General features: G+C 42.4%; 22 protein-coding genes, 3 pseudogenes and 1 riboswitch. Of the genes and pseudogenes, 7 read left to right on the forward strand and 18 right to left on the reverse strand.

The annotated features are described in order from the left end of the window. On the reverse strand, positions 1-123 hold a 123-nt coding region (locus BUB11_RS17270; RefSeq protein WP_159436950.1), incomplete at its 3' end, for a helix-turn-helix domain-containing protein. A 75-nt stretch (positions 124-198) separates the two neighbouring features. On the opposite strand from BUB11_RS17270, the gene BUB11_RS27860 reads away from it, so the two are divergent. Then, entirely contained in the window at positions 199-354 is a 156-nt protein-coding gene (locus BUB11_RS27860; RefSeq protein ID WP_200797944.1) for a hypothetical protein, read from the forward strand. A gap of 74 nt (positions 355-428) precedes the next feature. Here the strand turns inward: BUB11_RS27860 and BUB11_RS17275 are convergent, their stop codons facing one another. Both BUB11_RS17275 and BUB11_RS17285 read right to left on the reverse strand, forming a co-directional pair. Beyond that, positions 429-1,490 carry a PstS family phosphate ABC transporter substrate-binding protein gene (locus BUB11_RS17275; RefSeq protein WP_084110369.1) on the reverse strand — a complete coding sequence of 354 codons (1,062 nt, stop codon included), beginning with the start codon at positions 1,488-1,490 and terminating at the stop codon, positions 429-431. 603 nt (positions 1,491-2,093) lie between these two features. Then, positions 2,094-2,351, reverse strand: a complete 258-nt coding sequence (locus BUB11_RS17285) for a hypothetical protein (protein WP_242947589.1) — start codon at positions 2,349-2,351, stop codon at positions 2,094-2,096. A gap of 48 nt (positions 2,352-2,399) precedes the next feature. Between BUB11_RS17285 and BUB11_RS17290 the strand changes: the two are divergent. From BUB11_RS17290 to BUB11_RS17295, 3 genes and pseudogenes are all read left to right on the forward strand, one after another. Then, a pseudogene (locus BUB11_RS17290) lies at positions 2,400-2,519 on the forward strand (DUF2922 family protein); the annotation flags it as partial. A 325-nt stretch (positions 2,520-2,844) separates the two neighbouring features. Then, on the forward strand, positions 2,845-3,015 hold the full coding sequence (locus tag BUB11_RS27865; protein WP_143187643.1) for a YgaP-like transmembrane domain: 171 nt from the start codon (positions 2,845-2,847) through the stop codon (positions 3,013-3,015). Between the two features lie 86 nt (positions 3,016-3,101). After that, positions 3,102-3,287: a hypothetical protein gene (locus BUB11_RS17295; RefSeq protein WP_073031014.1), complete on the forward strand. Its 186-nt coding sequence runs from the start codon at positions 3,102-3,104 to the stop codon at positions 3,285-3,287. 133 nt (positions 3,288-3,420) lie between these two features. Here BUB11_RS17295 and BUB11_RS17300 read toward each other — a convergent pair whose 3' ends face one another. Then, the gene (locus BUB11_RS17300) at positions 3,421-3,609 is read right to left on the reverse strand and encodes a hypothetical protein (RefSeq protein ID WP_073031015.1); all 189 of its coding nucleotides are present in this window, start codon (positions 3,607-3,609) and stop codon (positions 3,421-3,423) included. Positions 3,610-3,895: 286 nt separating this feature from the next. Here BUB11_RS17300 and BUB11_RS28350 point away from each other — a divergent pair. Continuing rightward, a pseudogene (locus BUB11_RS28350) lies at positions 3,896-4,013 on the forward strand (cytochrome C biogenesis protein); the annotation flags it as partial. A gap of 131 nt (positions 4,014-4,144) precedes the next feature. Further along, on the forward strand, positions 4,145-5,122 hold the full coding sequence (locus tag BUB11_RS17305) for a DMT family transporter (RefSeq protein ID WP_073031016.1): 978 nt from the start codon (positions 4,145-4,147) through the stop codon (positions 5,120-5,122). A gap of 339 nt (positions 5,123-5,461) precedes the next feature. On the opposite strand, the gene rbr is transcribed toward BUB11_RS17305, so the two are convergent. From rbr to BUB11_RS17325, 4 genes and pseudogenes are all read right to left on the reverse strand, one after another. Further along, positions 5,462-5,995, reverse strand: coding sequence for a rubrerythrin (gene rbr / locus BUB11_RS17310; RefSeq protein ID WP_073031017.1), 534 nt, complete (start codon positions 5,993-5,995; stop codon positions 5,462-5,464). 461 nt (positions 5,996-6,456) lie between these two features. Continuing rightward, positions 6,457-6,655, reverse strand: a pseudogene (locus BUB11_RS17315) (AAA family ATPase); the annotation flags it as partial. Beyond that, positions 6,655-6,960, reverse strand: coding sequence for an AzlD domain-containing protein (locus BUB11_RS17320; RefSeq protein WP_073031018.1), 306 nt, complete (start codon positions 6,958-6,960; stop codon positions 6,655-6,657). The gene BUB11_RS17320 and the pseudogene BUB11_RS17315, both read right to left, overlap by 1 nt. Beyond that, positions 6,950-7,666 (reverse strand): AzlC family ABC transporter permease, encoded by a 717-nt coding sequence (locus tag BUB11_RS17325; RefSeq protein WP_073031019.1) that lies wholly within the window; start codon positions 7,664-7,666, stop codon positions 6,950-6,952. Before BUB11_RS17325 ends, BUB11_RS17320 begins: the two co-directional genes overlap by 11 nt. A gap of 119 nt (positions 7,667-7,785) precedes the next feature. Here BUB11_RS17325 and BUB11_RS17330 point away from each other — a divergent pair, with 119 nt between their 5' ends. Continuing rightward, positions 7,786-8,673: a LysR family transcriptional regulator gene (locus BUB11_RS17330; protein ID WP_073031020.1), complete on the forward strand. Its 888-nt coding sequence runs from the start codon at positions 7,786-7,788 to the stop codon at positions 8,671-8,673. Positions 8,674-9,103: 430 nt separating this feature from the next. On the opposite strand, the gene BUB11_RS29110 is transcribed toward BUB11_RS17330, so the two are convergent. The 10 genes from BUB11_RS29110 to BUB11_RS17370 form a co-directional block, all read right to left on the reverse strand. Beyond that, on the reverse strand, positions 9,104-9,187 hold the full coding sequence (locus BUB11_RS29110; protein WP_366557028.1) for a putative holin-like toxin: 84 nt from the start codon (positions 9,185-9,187) through the stop codon (positions 9,104-9,106). 267 nt (positions 9,188-9,454) lie between these two features. Next, a complete protein-coding gene (locus BUB11_RS17335) occupies positions 9,455-10,363 on the reverse strand; it encodes a DMT family transporter (RefSeq protein ID WP_073031021.1) in 909 nt (302 codons plus the stop codon). A gap of 648 nt (positions 10,364-11,011) precedes the next feature. Further along, positions 11,012-11,146: a hypothetical protein gene (locus BUB11_RS28825; protein WP_282434019.1), complete on the reverse strand. Its 135-nt coding sequence runs from the start codon at positions 11,144-11,146 to the stop codon at positions 11,012-11,014. A gap of 118 nt (positions 11,147-11,264) precedes the next feature. Continuing rightward, positions 11,265-12,383, reverse strand: a complete 1,119-nt coding sequence (gene trpD / locus BUB11_RS17340) for an anthranilate phosphoribosyltransferase (RefSeq protein WP_073031022.1) — start codon at positions 12,381-12,383, stop codon at positions 11,265-11,267. Positions 12,384-12,395: 12 nt separating this feature from the next. Continuing rightward, positions 12,396-13,430: a zinc-dependent dehydrogenase gene (locus BUB11_RS17345; RefSeq protein WP_073031023.1), complete on the reverse strand. Its 1,035-nt coding sequence runs from the start codon at positions 13,428-13,430 to the stop codon at positions 12,396-12,398. 88 nt (positions 13,431-13,518) lie between these two features. Then, a riboswitch (cobalamin riboswitch) is annotated at positions 13,519-13,694 on the reverse strand. Between the two features lie 155 nt (positions 13,695-13,849). After that, positions 13,850-14,917, reverse strand: a complete 1,068-nt coding sequence (locus BUB11_RS17350) for a uroporphyrinogen decarboxylase family protein (protein WP_073031024.1) — start codon at positions 14,915-14,917, stop codon at positions 13,850-13,852. A 22-nt stretch (positions 14,918-14,939) separates the two neighbouring features. Then, the gene (locus BUB11_RS17355; protein WP_073031025.1) at positions 14,940-17,015 is read right to left on the reverse strand and encodes a molybdopterin-containing oxidoreductase family protein; all 2,076 of its coding nucleotides are present in this window, start codon (positions 17,013-17,015) and stop codon (positions 14,940-14,942) included. Positions 17,016-17,040: 25 nt separating this feature from the next. Further along, positions 17,041-18,102, reverse strand: coding sequence for an ABC transporter substrate-binding protein (locus BUB11_RS17360; RefSeq protein WP_073031138.1), 1,062 nt, complete (start codon positions 18,100-18,102; stop codon positions 17,041-17,043). 23 nt (positions 18,103-18,125) lie between these two features. Next, positions 18,126-18,905 carry an ABC transporter permease gene (locus BUB11_RS17365; RefSeq protein ID WP_073031026.1) on the reverse strand — a complete coding sequence of 260 codons (780 nt, stop codon included), beginning with the start codon at positions 18,903-18,905 and terminating at the stop codon, positions 18,126-18,128. Then, positions 18,886-19,731, reverse strand: a complete 846-nt coding sequence (locus tag BUB11_RS17370) for an ABC transporter ATP-binding protein (RefSeq protein WP_073031027.1) — start codon at positions 19,729-19,731, stop codon at positions 18,886-18,888. Before BUB11_RS17370 ends, BUB11_RS17365 begins: the two co-directional genes overlap by 20 nt. Between the last annotated feature and the right edge of the window lie 220 nt (positions 19,732-19,951).

Consider the following 19,951-nt stretch of genomic DNA (forward strand, 5'->3'; position numbering starts at 1 on the left):
ATAATGGGCAATCTTGTCTCCAAGCATGCGATTGTATATGAATCTAGTGCATCCAAAGGTTCTTGCGAAATAGATTCGCTGTTCTTGATTAGGATATATACGGTACTTGAAACCTTTCAACATTGTACTTTCACCTCCTGTTTGCTATAATACCATTGTATACGTTTATACGTTCATGACAAGAGGGAGAATGAGGCAATGCGAAAGAAATTTACTACAATGTTTGAGGAAAGTATCATAGAACGTCTAAAGATACAGGCAATATTAGAGAAAACAGACGTTAGTAAGATATTGGAGAAGTTAGCTATAGATTATCTGGCGAAGAACGAAGGTCGCGATTCATCCCCCACCTAACGAGGTGGGAGAATTCTTGCTCCACTCAGGTTAAATTGAATTTTGCCCGAGCTGGTACCAGGGGCCAAGTTCGCTTATTGCAGCGGCTCGTATAACGTCTTGAGAGAGCCCAGGCCGGAAACGGCGACCTCCCATTGACCGTCACTCGTTTGAAGCCATTTGGCAATCTTACGCGCCGGATGGTCCTCCGGCAGGTCTTTCCGCATGACTGCATAGTAATTGATGGCAAGGGGATACTCCTTTGCCAAAATCGTTTCCGCCGTCGGAGCGACTCCGTTAAAGGCGAGGGTTTTGATACTCATTTTGCCGATCACACTCTGGGTAATCTGTATGTAGTAGTAAAGGGTATAGCCCAACGCATATGCGTTTTCCTCGCTGTCGTGGGCGAAATACCGGTATTCCTCCACCATTTGCAGCATCCCGTTCATGTCCCGCTCCATGTAGTTTTCCTCGACGGCCGAGTTTATCTTTTTGTCTCCGAGCACCAAATTCTCCAACTGCGCCTGGGAACCGGAATCGGCGTTGCGGCAAATCGGCACGATGCGCCCGTTTTTACCTCCTAGCTCAAACCAGTCGGTAATAGACATATCGGAATAGATTTTCTGCACCTGAGAGGCATCAATATTGCTTGCGGGATTGTCCTCGTGTGTGATAAACACAAGGGCTTCAGCACCGACCGGGATATATTCAAGCTCCGTTCCGGCCTTTTCCGCAACCTCCGCGACCTCTTTTGATGGATCCGGGACAAGGATTAAATCAACGTCTCCCGCGATGAGCAGCTCATATGACTTCATGGTTTTGGAGGCTTTTTCCGGAAGGCCCGGCCACCTGTCTTCCATGTTGTCAGAGGTATGGAACATCCTTTTGTAGATTCTCTGTACGAGGGGCAGGGTGGAAGTCGAGCCGTCGATGCGCGGATAATTTGCCGCTGTGATGCCGATGGCGGCGGCCTCCTCCGATGGGGTCAGAGTGATTGCTTTTGGAACCGCGCTTGGCGCTGCCGGTATCTGAGACTGTGCCGATTCTCCCAAATTCCCGGTTTCCGAACAGCCCTGTGTCAGAAAGAGGAGTATCATTACAAGCATTAAGCATATTATAACTTTCAATACCCCAGGAATTTTTAGTTTGGTTATCATCTTCTTTCCCCCTTGGTCAGTGCTCTTTCTCTTATAGCATTCGGAGTACAAATTTAATTAAAAAAACTATAGCCGCCGCAAGTAAGCTTATGATTGCAATAAAGCTATACATGGGTTGTTGTTAACCTCCAATATAAGTGTCATAGCTTATTTCCACATTTTTCCCTCAATATCCTCCCTTCGTAATTAAAAAAATCTCGCCAGCACTCTGTCGTTTTTTGCCCCATGATGATAAGGAAAGTCTTGCAACGATTCCCATTTGCATCACGAACTCAGTTTAAAAATTCGGCGGTTATGAAGTCTCCGATCTAGATTAGTGACCTCATAACCGCCGAATTTTCAATCTCCTCATATATAGAATGTACGGGCCTTTTAATGCTTAGATTTGAACTAAATATAGTTGCCCCCCTATTCTTTGACTTCTTTTGTTAAATTCAACAAGGTATGATTGAATTTTTTCAAAAGCTGCCCGAATGCTTCGCAGTCTTCAGCAGACCAATCTTTGAGAAGTTCCCCCATATCAGCCACCGGCTCAAAATACGTTCCGCCGAGTAGTTCCTGTGTAACACTGAAGAAAACCCTCTAAAAAAACTGCCCATTACTTTAGGTACTTCCCCTTTCTTTCCTCCATCGTCTTATCAAAAACCCATTCAGCATCTTCGCATACTCCCCATGCACCTGGTCATCAACCTTTGCCAGCAAATCCATCTCATAACTCAGTTCCTTGAACGCTTTTTCCAAGCTCACGAAGAAAAAAGCGATTTTAAACGTGAGCAGCTTGATCTGGGCAGCCGCCAGCTCATTACTCACCCTTTGGTAGCTCTTTAAATTCGAATTTTCCGCTAGCTTCTTATTTTCCATGGTCTTTTTCTCAACATCCAGCCATCTCCATACTTGATCAGCCCTGCTATGAATTCCCTTATCGCCAGCGATATATTCTTAACACCCAGCAATGCCCTGACGAGAATACGGGATATCAAGGTCATTGATACGACAACAAATAGTCTTTATGACCCTCCCCAGGCTTAACTGTTCAAAGGGAAAAGGAAACTGCCGACAGCGTCATAGCTGCCGGCAGTCCTCTTCACTATAAAGATTTTTTTCTAAATCAACCTGCTGCACTACCTATCTGTGGAATCACCCCTTAGTGCCTATGTAGTGGTTTTTGCGCTCAGCCTCTCGGACCTTAATGACCACAGCGTCAAGTTCGGGGCTCCCACGGATAAGAAATCGTTATAACAAGGGAAGAATGACATTTTCATTTTCTGCCATTTAGCCTATCAGTCTCAAGGAATACCTTTAAGTTTTTGGGGGAAAGATTAACATATCTTTAATTAAATGTGAGGGACGTATTGTGGAACTTAATTTTCAGAGAAATTTAAGCGCTTTAGACAGAGGAATACGTGTTGTTATTAGCTTGGTTTTATTTGGTTTAGCCGCTATGGGATTTTTCAAAGGATGGATAGCAACCGCAGCTAGTATCTGGGGCCTCTTCAACCTACTAGAAGCTGCTATTGGTTACTGAATTGTTTATGACATCATGGGTTGGTCAACCCGCGAAACTATTGAGTTGCGTTAATCTTCGTTTATCATCACAAAGGGGTTGTTTATATGTCCGGTAAGCTTAAGATTGAAATCCTTGATGATAAGAATGTGCTGGAAATCTTTGAATCGGAACCCGGTAAACTAACCTTTGTGATGTATCCTGATGATCCCAAGGACGAAACAATTCTTGAGGTTAACGTCGATACTGCTGAATTTTCATCGCTTCTTAAACGACTTCTTGATATCAGCTGAAAAATCCAGAACGACGTTGTCCCTATCGACCTCGCTGCAACCGGATTGATCCAAATAACTTCTTTCCCGTTTCTGACCACCTTCACAGCGAGCAAGTTTGGTTTCCGATAGCTAAGCTATTTATCTCGATGTCTTATTCCTTTCTCATGTGATGCCCCAGTTCTTTTTGCAGTCCGACCACCAAGGCATCAACTTTGCGGTTCTGTCTCATAACTGCTTCATCCTGTATAATCGGAATTTCATTTTTTATGGCTTCCTCAACAAGCCTGTGCAGTTTTTCCTTTTCTCTTTTCAGCCTTTCATCCAGAGATATTTTTCCCATGCTGAAATCTCCTTTTACCCCGCCCATTAATTTATTTAAGTATATACAGGATACCAGTATGCCCTGCAAATGATTAACGGAATACCGTTAAAAGTAAAATAGAAATGATTTAGATAAGATAAAGAATCGAATTCCCAAGTCTTCGGCTTGGGAATTCGATTCTATCCTCATCAATTCAGTGTGGTTATGGGGCAACTACTATAGTTCCAATTGTTTTTGAGCTTGGATTCACCCTTTCCTTCCTTTGACCGCAATCGTTGCTTCTGTCATAATAGGAGTTGATCTCAATTTAAAGGCTGCTTGGTACGAATCGTTCTTTAACGATACTCTCCCGGGTTTTGTCTAATGGCGGTGTAACCATTTTACTTTTCGTTTTCTTAGGGGGATTAATGACCAGCCTAAGCCAAGACAGCTTCTGGCACTGCCAGCTTCGTAATAGAAATTATTTACGAGGTATTTTTCATGTTAATAATTCTTTCTTTTGACATGAGAAGGTTCAATTCAAATACAGTATTAGGATATGGAGGGTTCGAACTTGACTCAAAACAAACAGCCATCTTCATTGGGTATCTGGTGGATCGCCCTTGGAGCTGCTATGTGGGGACTTGATGGTGTCTTTATCGTTTCACTGCTGCACAATCTGACATCTTCGCAGATTGTCTGGCTGGAACACGTCTTACTATTTTTCTTCGCTTTCCCTGTGCTTCTCCGGAAACGCCATGAACTTAAGCAACTTAAACTTAATGACTGGTTGGCAGTCCTCTTCATAGGCTGGGGAGGATCAGCCTTAGCCTCAGTCTTATTTACAGCCGGCTTTACTTACGGCAATCCTAACGTTGTGCTCATCTTGCAAAAAATCCAGCCTCTATTTGCTGTATTCCTCGCCACCTTAATACTAAAAGAGCGTTTGCAGAAAAACTACTGGAAATTATTCATTGCTGCACTCATCGGAGCCTACTTGCTTACCTTCGGACTGCACATTCCTTCAGCTGCCGAGAATACTTCGCAGCTCATTGGATCACTGTTTGCCATCGGAGCTGCTGCACTTTGGGGAGGATCCACCGTTATGGGCAAACACCTGGCCGGCAAAGTATCCTTTACTACTCTAACTGCTCTTCGCTTCGCCGTAGCCCTGCCTCTGTTGACAGTTATGGTCTTGGCACAACACCCAGACTGGCAGAGCATGGGTAAAGCCCTTAGTTTGACACCCGTTTGGTCTAACCTCCTATTTCAAACCCTCGTGCCAAGCCTTATAAGTCTATTGCTTTACTACCATGGGTTAGATGGAGTGAAAGCTTCTCATGCCACCATTGCTGAACTTGCCTTCCCGGCAACAGGCTTGCTTCTTAACTGGCTGATCTTACACCAGACCATTGACCTTGGGCAATGGATTGGCTTTACCATTGTCTGGCTGGCTGTACTGCAGTTATCCAGAATGAACACCAAACCGGATAAATCAGAGCTGTCCTTTGAATCATCATCTCCTCAGCCTGCCGATTTGGCCAGCAAATAATCGATTCAATACATTAGAAAACTTGGCTAGCGCCCGAAGACACTGGCTTCGCACGTATTAAATCTTCTTGCAGTATATAACGCAAGTTTATACTTTCTGACTGTATAAAAAAAACGCCCTTGTAGGGGCGTCACTCATTTTTTGCCAGTTCTATAAACCATACTATAACAGCCGAAGCGAATATGAGGAGAACAACCCATTTCATAAGGACCCCCTCTTTTCATAGACTGTTTTATGATTTATTTTATGTTTTATAATGTACGTTTGTTATTTTATATTACTTCCGCCGTCGCAGGTTTGAACGAATTTTAGTTGCTGCTATTTTTGTCAAGAAACATCCTAAAAGTTTTGTTCTCGAACTTCAAAATATGCTCTGAGATGTTCACAGACCGGACATATCTCAGGTGCTTCTCTTCCCTCATGAATATGACCGCAGTTTCTGCATTTCCAATAAACCTTGCCATCTTTTTTAAAGACTTTGCCCTCTTCCAGGTTCTCTAAAAGCTGCTTATAACGTTCCTCGTGTTCTTTTTCTATTTTTGCCACACTTTCAAATAGCTTGGCAATATGCTCTAATCCTTCTTCCCGGGCTTCAGCAGCCATTCTTGGATACATATCCGTCCATTCGCTGTTTTCTCCGGCTACCGCCGCTTTCATATTTTCAATAGTATTTGAAAGACCGCCAAGTTCTCTGAACCAAAGTTTAGCATGTTCCTTCTCATTTTCTGCCGTTTCCAAAAAAAATGAACTAATTTGCTCATACCCTTCTTTTTTGGCTATGGATGCAAAGTAGGTATACTTATTACGAGCTTGAGATTCTCCTAGAAAAGCTTCCCATAAATTTTTTTCCGTTTTAGAACTAAACTCTTCCATAAAATGTCCTCCCTCTTGTAATAGCTTATTGTAAAAGTGCTTTTAGTTATTTTATATCATTTTCAGTTTAAATCAATTAAAATTTATTACATCATCATAAATAAGAGAGCCTTCTCCCGGGCTTGTACGAAGAATCTTACGCGCGTAAGATTCTTCGTACAAGCTTCCTCCTTTCAGCAATCTATTATCTCCACCATAATCCAGGCAGCCGCTATGCTTCCATTGCCTATATATACTTCCACTTTCGGAAAAGGTTGGTTCAAATTGCACATGGTGCTTTCGTGAAAAACCAAGCCTTGCAATATATCTCTTTGTAGGCATGTTTCAACAGATGTGGAAGGAAATCTTCTTCATAAGAAACAAGTCTATTTTCTATTAAGGTCATCCATGAATCACCCTCTTTTACACATATTAACAACCAAATTATAACATAGATGGAATACGTATTACACTTTCTCCCCCTACTCTATTGATATACAAAAGTCATTTTCATATCGTTTAAAAAACTCATAGTATGTTAACATCCACGGGATTCTCGTCAAGATCATATATTTTTGCTCCCCGCAAGGCAAGTAAAAACGGCGAATGAGTTGAGATAATAAACTGGCAGTTCCAAAACCGTGCTGCATCCTCAATAAATTTCATTAATTCCATCTGCTTTAAACCATCAACTCAATAATAAAGACTGATAGACAGGCCAGTATGGAAACCTTGAACAGACTGCCGCCGCTATAAGCCAGGATTAAAGCAACACTGAATCCTGCCAAGGCGGACCATAGGTTTGCCGTCGCGCTTAAGATCGCGGGAAAGGTCATCACCGCCAGGGTGACATAGGGAACATAATATAGAAAGGATTTGAGATAGACATTCCTGATTTCCTTACGCATGAATATCAAGGGAATGAGTCTGATCAAATATGTAACGCCTGCCATGACCAGAATATAGAGATAAGTATTACCTTTCATCTGCAAGCTCCTTCACCGGAAACAGGAGTGCGGCAATTCCTGCTATCACTACCGTTAAAATAATAATTTTAAACCCTTGCGAGATTTGACTAAGGATGGGTACTTGGGAAAATAACAAACTCAGCAACATGGAGGACAAAATGATTCCCGTCAACAGTTTGTTTCCCTTGGCCGGCGGAACGATCACAGCGATAAACATCCCGTACAGGGCAACACTTAAGGCGCTGATGATCCTTGCGGGTAAAATCTCCCCTGAAACAACACCACAAAAGGTACCCAGCATCCAGCCCGGTATACTGACGCTCATCAAACCGTAATTGTAGAAAGGGTTCAGTTTACCTTCTTTGCAAACGGATACCCCGAATATTTCATCCGTAACGCCGAAGGCCACCAGAAAGCGATGAGGCCAGCCTGCTCCTGCCTCGAATTTTTGCGATAATGAACAGGACATCAGACAATATCTTAAATTAATGACCAGTTGGGTCAGGGCCATTTCCAGATAAGTCGCGGAAGTTCCGATTAAAGCCAGTGCCCCGAATTGTCCGGCTGAAGTCAGGTTGGCTCCGGACATGAAGACGGCCTGAAAGGGCGTCAGCCCGGCCTTCTTCGCCACAATGCCAAAGGTAAAAGAAACCGCGAAGTAGCCGAGAGCGATGGGGATACCGTCCTTGATTCCGTTTTTCCAGGGAATAATCTTGTTGCTCATTGAAACTTACCTCTTATCAATCCTCATATTTCTTATCATCATACTCTCCCCTCTTGACATAAGTAAAACGAATTTCCATAATGTACATATAAGAATCTCTAATGTATATGAGGTGAGCAATGAACCGCTATCAAGCTTTTATGAAAATCATCGAGACAGGAAGTTTTACCAAAGCCGCTGAGGAACTCGGTTACACCCAATCCGCTATCAGCCAGATGGTCCGCGCCCTGGAGGATGAACTCTCTACCATACTCCTTTTGCGTTCGCGCAAGGGGATCGCCCTGACGCCTGATGCCGAAGAATTCATGCCCTACATTAAAGCGGTCCATAATTCCCACCGGGAGCTTGAGGAAAAACACCGGGAAATGCAAGGACTGCAAAAAGGGATTATTCGCATTGGCACCTTTTCAAGCATTTCCAGCAATTGGCTGCCTAATTTGATCAGAGATTTTAAAGCCAGGTACCCTTCGGTATGCTTCGAACTTCACCAGGGGGAGTACACTAGCATTGCCCAGTTAATTAAAGAAGGAAGCGTGGATTTCGGCTTTGTCAATCCCGACGCTCAAGCTGTATCAGAACTCAAGACCATCCCCCTCCAACAAGACGAAATGCTGGTAGTGGTGCCTAAAAACCACCCCTTAACTCGCAAAAAGAAAACTTTACTCCAGGACCTGGTCAATGAAGCCTTTATCCTTTTAGATGAAGGTCAATTAAGCGTGCCCATGGAGTTTTTTAAACGGGAAAATCTCCACCCCAATATCCAATACCGTGTTCATGACGACTATACGATTATGTCCATGATTGAAAGCGGCTTGGGAATATCTATTCTGCCGAAACTAATCATCAGCAGGTCCCCTTATCATATCGCAACCTTGGAGCTGTCCCCACCCATTGTCCGCACCATCTCCCTGGCCTTTAAAAACAAGAAGGTATTGCCCATTGCCAGTCGGTACTTTATGGATTTCATTGTGGAGGAGTATGGAAGGAATACTCAAGTCACCTGTTGAATGGAATAAGCGGCCTGTTCAATCATATACGTGCACGATTGAACAGCCGCTTATTCGCATCAGGAATTGGCTCCGGACTTTTTATGTTCGCCGCACCTGATTTGTATTTGGTCATTTTTTGTAAGAATAGTTGGTTAAGGTCACAATACTTAAAAACAGTTTTATAAATAACTGTTATATTCTAATCCCAAAAGCATGGAGGATAAAGTAGCAGGTCACTATGAAAAAACCTATAAAATACTTATGCCAATGATCTAGCTCTAAATTCATACGTCTAACACTATCCAAGAGTGATATTTTAAATCAAACTGTGGTATACTATAGTAAAAGAGGAGCCATGTTGTTCGCATGACTCCAAATGTAACAGCCACTTAAAGAGCGGACGGCGTCAAAGAGTGCGGAATAGACCGAATCCTTAGGCAGAGGCGGTCTATTTCCGTTTATGGAATGAAAGTATTAACACTACCAATGTTGCAAATGAAATCATCAGCATCAAAGTCTGGTATACTTCCATGGCATCACCTCCCTTCGGAGGAATGCCGACCGCCCTGCAAGCCTTTTTCTGTTACAAATAAATTATAGCATACAAGCACTCAATTTTGGGTGCCTTTTATTATGTCTAAAAGGAGGTCCTATCTTAACATCTTATCAAAAGCCTCCTGCTTGTTATTCCATTTGCCTAAGAGGCGAACCATTCACTTTTGAAACCAAAGTCGTAACATGCCTTCCTAACGGACTTTCACCGGCTAGTTAATCGCTATGCCTGGCGCACCAGATAAATTTACGCTTTATGGCTCATATGACGTTTGAAAGGATAGGGTCGCTCCAATTTATCTAATTTAAGTAGCAAAACCCCGGATATAATAAGTAATCCTCCAAGCAGTTGGCTGCTTGTCAGTGTTTCTCCTAGAATGAAACCAGCCAATACGATCGTTATTGCAGGTTCCATGGTACTTAAGATAGAAGCTCGGCTGGCTCCTAAAAGAGATAGCCCTTTTTGATAACAAAAAAGAGGGATAACCGTACATAATATGGCAGTTCCAAGGCCCACGATCCACAGGTTTAACTGGGTGTGACCCAAAAAGACATTGGTCGAGGGATAAATGGCAATAGTAGCGAACAAACAAATGATGCTTGTAGAAGCGGATACAGTAAATGGATCCGCCTTTTCGCAAAGATACTGTCCAAGGATATTGTAAAGGGCATAAAATAGGGCAGATAACACACCATAAAAAAAGCCCGGCATGCTGATTTTTTGCCCTGACATATTTACAACATCTACAACCAGCAAGCAACCGAAAAAGGCAATAAGCAAAGTTACTCCTTTAACAAAGGATATTTTCTCTTTAAAAATCATGGCGGACATAAGTACAACCATTAGAGGATAGGTATAAAGCAATATATTAGTAAGGGTGGCAGACATATACTTAATGGATAGAAAGTAGGAATATGAACATCCAAAAAACAGTAATCCCTGGAGGGTTAATAAAACAAAACAAGATTTCGATATCTTGAAGCCCTTTTTTCTACTGACCAACCGGATAAAAACCATTAAGCTACTGGCTATGAAAAATCGTGAGAATAACATGAGATCCATGGTTAAACCCAGGTTATACCCCCATTTCACGAATATGGGCAAAGCCCCATAGCCTATTGCAGCGAAAATAATTAATAGATAACCATTTAGCATGTCATTATTTCCCTTCTCCTGTCACATATTACTCGATATTCAAGAGCCCCATTATAAGTAACGAACTGACTATCTGTCAAATACCTAAGAATGATACCGGGTATACACATCTTCGATTCCTTTTATTTGGGAGGCACTCCTTTTCAATAGCAATATTCTCATTTTCTAATGTATGAAGGGGTATACCATGTTCACAAGAAAATCAACGCTGAGCTAAAACTGGCCTTCTAGGCTTCGTTAAAACATCGTAATTTCTGCAAACCTGATTTAGCTCCTTTATAAATGCTAATAACTAAAACATGCCCCATGGTGGGCACATTAAAGCTCAAGCTATCCGGTTTACGTAGGCAATTTAAACTTACAGCCTTCAATATAAAAATTCGTCGGTTTTGAGGTGACTAATCTAGATTAGTGAGACCTCAAAACCGCCGAATTTTAATCACCTCATTATAAGCAGTTGGTGATTTCGGAAAAATTTTTATTCAACTAAATTGGCGTGATTGCGTGGATATTACGCTGCTTGACTGTGATTTGGGCAAGGGCTGCACGATGAATTCTAGAATATTGCATTCACTGCCACAGAAAATGAATTGATAAAGACAACTTATTGCACGAACAACTGAGAAGGCAACGGAGGCAATAGCTAACTCAAATACTTGTTATCTTTTCGGTTACAATCAGCTCTACGATCCGAGCATCGACCATCCCGCTCTTTTTAGCTCCTTTAAGATGTTCCTCAATTACAGAGAATTTCTCCAGTGGGAAGACACTGGCTTTATCCATTTCAACACATTGATAACTTTCCCTAGATACCCTTAGAAATTTATCCTTGAATTTTAAGGCATAAAGTTGTATAGCTGCTCATCCTCTCTCATTTACAAAGTAAACGTTAGTAAACAATTTACATGGCTAAAGCCTTCTGAGTTAGTTTTTCCAATTTGTCTAATCCTTTTTGAGGACTATGATTTTGTTCCTCTACCCAATCTCGTAATTTACCAATGGCTTTTCCACTAGCAATAATTTCTTTGGCTTGGTTAAACCCTGCCTTTATTGTGGCGCATTGGTTCATGAGATAAAATATCAGAGCGGCATTTAAACACACAATATCTGAGCGGGATCCCAAATCTTTGCCATTTAACAAGGCTATCATGCGGATGGCCTCTTGCTCCAGGTTATTGAGTGATGCTACCTCATCTCGATTGCCTCGCTTGATCCCCAGGTCTTCGGGAGTAAATGAATACTGTACTATTCTACCGTCTTCCTTTAATTCAGCAATAAAGGTCTCTCCCAAGTTAGACGCTTCATCCATCCCTAAAGTTCCATCTTCAGTCACTCCATGGACAACGATTGCCTTTAGATAACCAACCTCCTTCATTACCTTGGCAACGGGTTCTAACATTTCTTTTGCATATACCCCACGCACTCCGTATTTTGGCAGAGCTGGGTTGGCCAGAGAGGCCGCGATATTGAGAACCGTCCCAAAAGAAATTTGAGAAAGAATTCTTCCTAACGCTTGAGGATGAACCTTAGGACTCATCCCATTGAATATTCCGATCCCTGCCTTTTCAATGCTTTTTTTTACTATATCTGTATTGCATTCGACGTCGACACCCAGTTCTTCCAGAATATCAATGGTGCCGCAATAGGAGGTAATAGCTCTGGATCCATGTTTGGCCATGGTAATTCCATTGGCTGCAGCGATAATCGAAGCAGCCGTACTGATATTGAAGGTTTTGAAAGCATCCATTCCGGTACCGGAATTATCCACTAGGGGAAACTCCGTTTCAGAAATTACTTTTACCGTATCAAGTTCATAAATAGCCTCCCAACTTCCAGCAATCTCCTCGGCCGTTTCCCCTTTCGCTGCCAGAGCGGCTAAAAAGGCTCCTTGATGCATATCCGATTGCTCATTACGGAGGATTTGAGAAAATACTGCTTTGGATTCATTCCTAGTGATATTTTGGGCATGAATTAACCTGGCTATGATTGACCCGAATTCTTTGGCTTTTTCCATTGACATAAGAATACCCTCCTAAAACTCTACGATAATTGATGTTTCAGACATCGTTCGCACCATCTCTAAACCGCTTTGTATTTCATCTAATGAAAGTCTTTGGGTGATCATATTTTTCACATTGACTTTATTTTCAGCTATTAGTCCCAAGGCATTTCTGTTATCAGATAGAGAGCACCCATAGGCTCCTGAAACCGATAGCTCTTTGTAGTGAATCATATTGAAATCAAAGCCCAAGGCTGCATTCCCTATTATTCCACTGAAAAAGCCGAAACGTCCTCTTTTTCCTAAAGCATTTATTCCTTGGCTAAAGGCCTCTATACCCGGGCAACAGGGAATAGCGACATCCACTCCATCACCATTTGTAAGCAGCATTATTTCATTAACTAAATCTTTTTGATCTAAGTTGATCAAGTAATCAAAATCAAACTTTTCCGCATTTTTTAGTCTCCTTTCGTTGATCTCAGCAACAATAATTTTCTTTACTCCACGAGCTCTGGCTAATTTGGAATTTAAGATTCCTAAGGGTCCCGCACCAATAATAAGCATAGAGTCCTCAGCTGAGACGACTAAAGAATTTTGCATGTTGACAGAACAGGCCAAAGGCTCAGTGAGGGCAGCCTCTGCATAGGAAATATGATCAGGGATCGTCTGGATTATTCCATTTTTGACCCCTCTGGAGGGAACTAATAAATACTCAGCAAAGCCACCATGCACGTGAAATCCAATAATCTGGACAGAATCACATAAGTTATCTTGACCCCTTAAACAATAGTTACAAGTACCACATGGTATGCCGGGGGATACCTGAACCCTGTCCCCAACAGAGACCTGATTGACACTCTGACCTCTGGCGACCACAGTGCCGGCGACCTCATGCCCTAAGATCCGCGGGGTTTTTAAATCTTTTTGTCCGTGCATTAAGCATTTCAGATCCGTACGGCATATTCCACAGGCCTTGGTCTTGATGAGGACTTCTCCCGGTCCGCATTGGGGAGTCTCCAGATTTGTTAGGGTCAGCTTTTCAATAGCTTCCAGTACAGCAGCTCTCATTTTGCTCCTCCTTATAAAAATAAAAAATCCACACTAAACATTAGCGTGGATTTTCCATCATCCTCACAGGACCTTTTTGTCTCGGTAAAGGTCACTCTTATCTTAGGCAGGTCTCCTGACTCAGGATCATCGCCATTATGCCCCTTCCCCCAACTTTGGAGTGGTTGTTGGCATCGGCTAACCTATACAGTGGCGGGCCCGTCCGGGACTTACACCCGGTTCCCTATTCTCCCTTTACAGGGCACCTAAGAAAAAATTATTAATATGGTTAAAATTATATCCAAAAAGTGGATCGTGTCAAGGAGAATCCACAAGCTTTTTTGTCGTAATTGACTCCTTGTAGTTTCTCCGGCTGCAAGGTGTTCTTTCAATGTTCATTTCCGGCTTTGGATTTAAACCTCATAAGTGATCCTATAAAACTAATTATCGTACTGACCATAAAGGGTGACCGCCTTAACCATGGCAAAAACATTGATCGGTGGCGTCAGAGGGGGTAGAGCACAAGCCGGCATCAAAATATAACCACCAGAATGATTTTTCATTTTTTCAATGATTCCCCTGCTTGCTTCTAATACTTCTCTCGGAGTGCCCGTCTGTAGTAAAACAGTTGGAATATTACCACCAATAATTATGTTCTCCCCAAAAACACGGGCTACATGCTGAATGTCCATCTCGTGACCGATGGTAATAGTAGACCTCACTTCCGGTCGGATTTCTTCGGTCCAGAGGTGCAGGTTCCGAGTATGATCACCGCAGAGATGAAAGACCCATTTTTTCACACCCCTAGCTTTCAACTTGACACATATTTCCTTTACATATGGCAGACTAAACTTCTCAAAAATTTTCGGGGATACCAACGCTTGACACTCCAACGGATAGGTGGAAAAAACCGAACAGTTTTCAGGCCCAAACTCTGTTATGTATTGATCAGCAATTTGCAGGAGATAATCTGTGGCTAAACGCAACACCCTGTGCACTAACTCAGGTTCTTTATGCAACCAGCGTAATAATAGATCAAGTCCAACGATCGTCCCTGCAATACCCATGGGGGACCCACCAGGAATAGAGACTGAATAACCCTTAGCACGAGCCAATCTGGCAAACTGGTGCATCTTGCTGAAGGCAGGAGCGGTTTCCAGATCGGGGATCCGCAGGTTCTCTAAGTCTAGGGGGTTTTCTACGGCATGTCTGGTTAGTTTTGGTAAAGAAATCCGAGGAGAGGAGGGAATTTGGAGATCTCCACCGAAATCCCACCCGCTCCATTCAGGAATACCATAAGATGGTGCTGAGTCATACTGGTAGAATTCTTTCGCCCATATTTGGGCCTCAAATGCCTTTTCTGGTTCGAGATAAAACTCCCTAGCAGACATATTACTAATGGCTGCAGCATGTAGGCTCACACTGGGATTTACCGGGACCCTATCCAAGCCTTGTTTATTGCTTAAAGCCTTCATCCGTTCTAACGATGTTAAGGTAGCCATACCCATTTATCACCCTCTTTTATTGCAGTCATAATGCGGAAGAACATTTGCAATCAGCTTTTTTAGTAAGACGTGCCAACAGGGATCTATATGCCGGAAAACCTGTAACCGGATCCAATGCTAAATCGTCGGTTAAAAAGTTGACATTTGCCTCATCCCATCCATGGGGAATAGAAATAACTCTGGAATCAATGGTCTCCGTAATTTTTACTTTAAGCGTAATCCCTTTTTTTTGCCAAGACTCTACTATCACTTCCTCACCATCCTCTACTCCTAGCTCCTTGGCTAGGTCTGGGTGAAGTTCCACGAGCGGTTCTGGCGACAGTTTGCGAAGCGAAGGAATATTCCGATATCGGGAATGATAATATCCCACATTTCTTGCTCCAGTTAAAATCAGTGGATACTTTTTAGCCATTTCTGCTGTGGAGAGAGGACTAGTATAGGGTTCCACATAAACAGGCAGGGCTTCACAGCCCTGTTCCTCTAGCTCTTTACAATAAATCTCAACTTTCCCTGAAGGAGTTTTAAAGCCCGTTGTTTCATATTTTTTGAATTTATTGCTTCCATAGTCATACCCTTCGGGGTACTGTTTTAAGCTTTCTACACTTAAACCGAGGGGTTTTAATCTGAAGTTTAATGCCTCTTCCTCACTTCCCCAAGGGAAACTTTCTTGGTAGCCCATTTTTTGAGCCAGCTGATTCCAGAAGTTCCAATCTGTAAGACATTCTTCCTCTTTTAGCACTTGTGGAGACAATCCAAGCTTCTGTACGCCATAAATACTGGCGCCATTCCATAACTCAGTGCGCGCTAGAAAAGTCGACGCAGGAAGCACCAAATCAGCCAACTTAGCGGTTTCTGTCATGAAATGGTCCATAACTACCAGAAATTCCAGCTTGCATAGGGCTTCTATAACCTTTTCTGTATTGGGCCAAGTAAGGACCGGATTGCTACCGGCAACAATCATTCCCTTGATCGAATAGGGCTTTTCTGTAAGGATAGCTTCCGCGTACAAATTTGCCTGGGCTCGATGGGTGTGGTCATGAAAAAATGGATATTCCTTTTGTCCGATGGCCAATTCCTTTGATTTAGCTATGTTTTCTGGTACTAGAGAAGCAAGCTTGGCTAGCGGCACAAACAATGCTCCTCCGGAAACATCCAAGTTTCCGGTGATGGCCTGCAAAATGGCAATGGCACGCAGGGCCTGAAAACCATTAGTCTGCAGTTCGAGTGCAAGCCCTGACGTAACACAAGCTGAGGAAGATAGGGCAATGAGTCGCGCAACGTCGATTAATTTATCCGCAGGAACCCAGGTGATTTGTTCAACTTTAGCTGGAGAATAGTCTTTAACTAATTCGGTCAGCTCAGTGAATCCAATCGTCCATTTATTCACGAAATCCTGATTTATAAGCTTTTCCTGGATGATAACATTTAATATACCCAAGGCTAGAGCGCCGTCAGTTCCGGGTCTCAATTGCAAGTGAATGTCAGCTTTCCTCGCTAAGGGCGTGACTCGTGGATCTACAACCAGGAGCTTGGCACCGCTGACCAATGCTTTATTGATATCTTTCATTAAGGGTGGGCAGGACACGACAGGATCAGAGCCCCACAAAACAATACAAGCGCTATTAGCATAATCCGGGACAGGAAGTGCCCCATAAGTGAGAACATTAGCCATTGCTTTCGCAACATGACAATGACTTCCCGAAGATGAACAGTTCGGGGTACCAAACACGTTACAAAATCGTTCTAAATATGGAGTGAATTCTTTCCTCACACCCGTTTGGCCAACGTGAACGGCCACCGCTTGCGCGCCAAATCTAGCTTTAATATCGTGTAGCTTAGCTGTGATTATATCCAGAGCCTCGTCCCAAGAGATTTCCTGCCATTGCCCATCGCTAGTTTTCCTGACTGGTTTTCTAAGCCGATCAGGAGCATGTACTATTTCTGCAATGGCTTTACCTTTTGGACAAAGATGGCCCTGGGAAAGAGAGCCTTTAAGTGCACCTATTCCTACGATAGTACCATGTTCCAAGGTTATTTCTAACCCACACATTCCATTGCACATTGCACATGCTGTTTGAAATGTTTGTTGGTCGTCATCCATAGAAATACCTCCTGTATAAGAATTTTTATTGCTTATTGTTTAATGTTTTCCGGGCAGTATCTAGGAAGGACTCATTATAGATTTTTTCTTCAGGAACTTCCTGAGTAACAATACCGGCATATTCACCTAATTTTAACGCCGCTTGATATCCTGTCTTGGTATGCTTGCCATCCTTACTATACAGATCATGTTTTTTCGAGTCTGCAATACTTATGAGGAGTTCTTCTTTTCTGTCAGGGAATAGCGGCAATAAGGCATCCGCAATCTCTTCGGTAGAATGCATGTTGACCCATTGAATCCCCTTGGCGCACGCAGTTACAACCTTTTGAACTGTTTCCGGATTTTCTTTTATATATTTATCCGTCGCAAACATGATATACATTTCATAAGTCTCGGAACCCATAATCTTTTTAAACACTTCAGTATCCCGGCCATCTACTAACATTACTCCGCCGTTTGCCATTAGTTTATTAACTAGATAACCGTTAGAGCCACAGACCGCTGCAACATTACCGTTCTTCATTGCTGCTATATAAGCTGAGTTTTGCATACTGGGAAGCTGAACGTCGGTACTGGGATCTAATCCACCATAGCTCAAGCAAGCCTTTATCCAAGCGGTAGGAGAACCACTTGGGGTAGAAGCGCCAACAACCTGACCCTTCAAGGATTCAATCGTAGTAAATTTCGGTCCTTGAGCAATAAAGGCGTAGGGAAATTTTTGTGAAGTTGAAACAAGAACTTTTACTTCTTTACCGGCCTGAGTAACAATAAGTGGCATCTCAATACCTCTTAAGCCGAATTGGGCTTCTCCCGCTAGAACCGGTGCACCAGGGTCTCCACCAGTAACCGTTTGGAAATCGACTTCCAATCCGGCCTCTTTAAAATATCCCAGAGTTTGAGCCAGATAAATCGGTGCCCATAATTCCCCTCTGGAGGGTTCAGTGATTGTTATTTTTTGATGCACATTCGTTTTAGTTGCTTCAGCCGATGTCGTTTTTGTTCTAGCCTTATCGCTGCAACCTGCCAATACCACCATTAAAAAACCTAACAATACAATTAAAGATACCAAAATTCCTTTTCTTTTCATTTCAACTTCTCCTCCAGTTTTTATCAATCTACGGTTGGTCTCCACCGTAAAATCTTCTTTTCAAGAAATTTGACGAAATAATCAAGACTAGCCATTAAAATAATCAGAAGAACTATACACGAAATTACACGGGTAATATTATAGGTGCCGCCAGCATTCTGAATCATCCAACCTAAACCTTTATTAGCACCGATATATTCCCCAACAATAGCCCCCATTATGGACATTCCCAAACCTGTGCGCAAGCTCACCAAGAACCAGGGTATACAAGAAGGCCAGATAACCTTACGAATGATTTGCCATTGATTACCTCCCATCATTCTCACGGCATTAATCAGGGTTACGTCAACATTGCAGTAACCAGCATATATGTTAAATAAAAAGATGAAAAATACCATGACAGCAGACATCACAATTTTTGATTCGATACCGATGCCAAACCAAAAAATTAAGAGGGGACCTAATGCCAACTTAGGAAGACCGTTCATCCCAACAATAATAGGGAATAAAATGTTATGTAGTTTTTTATTCATGCCAAAGATAAAAGCACATAAGGTTCCAAACACTCCACCGTAAATTAGGCCATAGAAAGCTTCTTTAAAAGTGATGCCAACATGCTTGCTGATATCCCCACTAGTCCACATTTTCACAATATCGTTTCCAATCAGATTGGGGCTACTGAAAAAAAAGGTATCGACTTTTCCAGCTCTTGTGGCTAATTCCCAGATCAGGAAAAGCGCCATGACTAACAGTACCGTTTGTATCAAGGCTGGGATGCGAATGTTACGAAATTTTGCTGACATGCCCTATTCCTTCCTTACCCTTAATAACCTCTTCTTTCAATTGAAGCCAAATGGTTTTCTCAATATCCACATAATTGGCATCAAATTTGATATCCATTACATTTCTGGGTCGCGGCAAAGGGATGTTATACTCGGCTTTCACCTTACCTGGACGAGAGCTGATTAAAACGACTCTGTCGGCCAATGAGATAGCTTCGCTTAAATCGTGAGTAACATAAACAATTGTTTTCTTGGTTTCATGCCAAATTTTCAAGATGTCATCCTGCAAAATTTCCTTAGTGAAGGCATCTAGCGGACCAAAGGGCTCGTCCATAAATAAAATTTCCGGATCAATGGCCAATACACGAGCAATGGTCACTCTCTTCTTCATACCGCCTGACAGTTCGTGGGGATAACTGTATTCAAATCCTGTCAAACCCATGCGAACAATCAATTCCCGTGCCATAGCCCTGCGTTCTTTTTTCGATATGCCCCGCAATTCAAGACCGAGAGCCACATTATCCATTACGGTAGCCCAAGGTAGTAAGGAATCAAGCTGAGACATATAACCGATTTTAGGATTTATACCAACGGTTTCTACACCATCAATGAGAACTTGTCCGGAGTCGGCAGTAATCAACCCGGCCATCACATTCAAAAGTGTGCTTTTACCGCAGCCACTGGTACCAATCAAAGCAATGAACTCTTGTTCATAAACATCTAACGATACGTCATTAACTGCTAAAACTTGATGTCCATTCGATGAAGAAAAAGTAACAGTAATGTTTTTAAGTGCAAGTTTTATCTTATTCTCCGATTTGCTTTGTAGATTAATAATGCTTGTCATTTTATACACTCTCTTTTATGTTTATTATTTTACCGTAATGCGAAAAGACTTGCTGAGACCTTCTTACATCATCCTTCTCATTAAACAACTGCCTGAATTATACCAAAATTTTAATATAATTCCAATACCTAATGGTTATGTTTATTTATAACTTTTGGCAAATGTATGATGTGCAACCAACAACTACCCATAGGGTGAAAGAGAAGAATCGTAGGCAGAA

The organism is Desulfosporosinus lacus DSM 15449 (genome assembly GCF_900129935.1).
Taxonomy (GTDB): Bacteria; Bacillota; Desulfitobacteriia; order Desulfitobacteriales; family Desulfitobacteriaceae; genus Desulfosporosinus; species Desulfosporosinus lacus.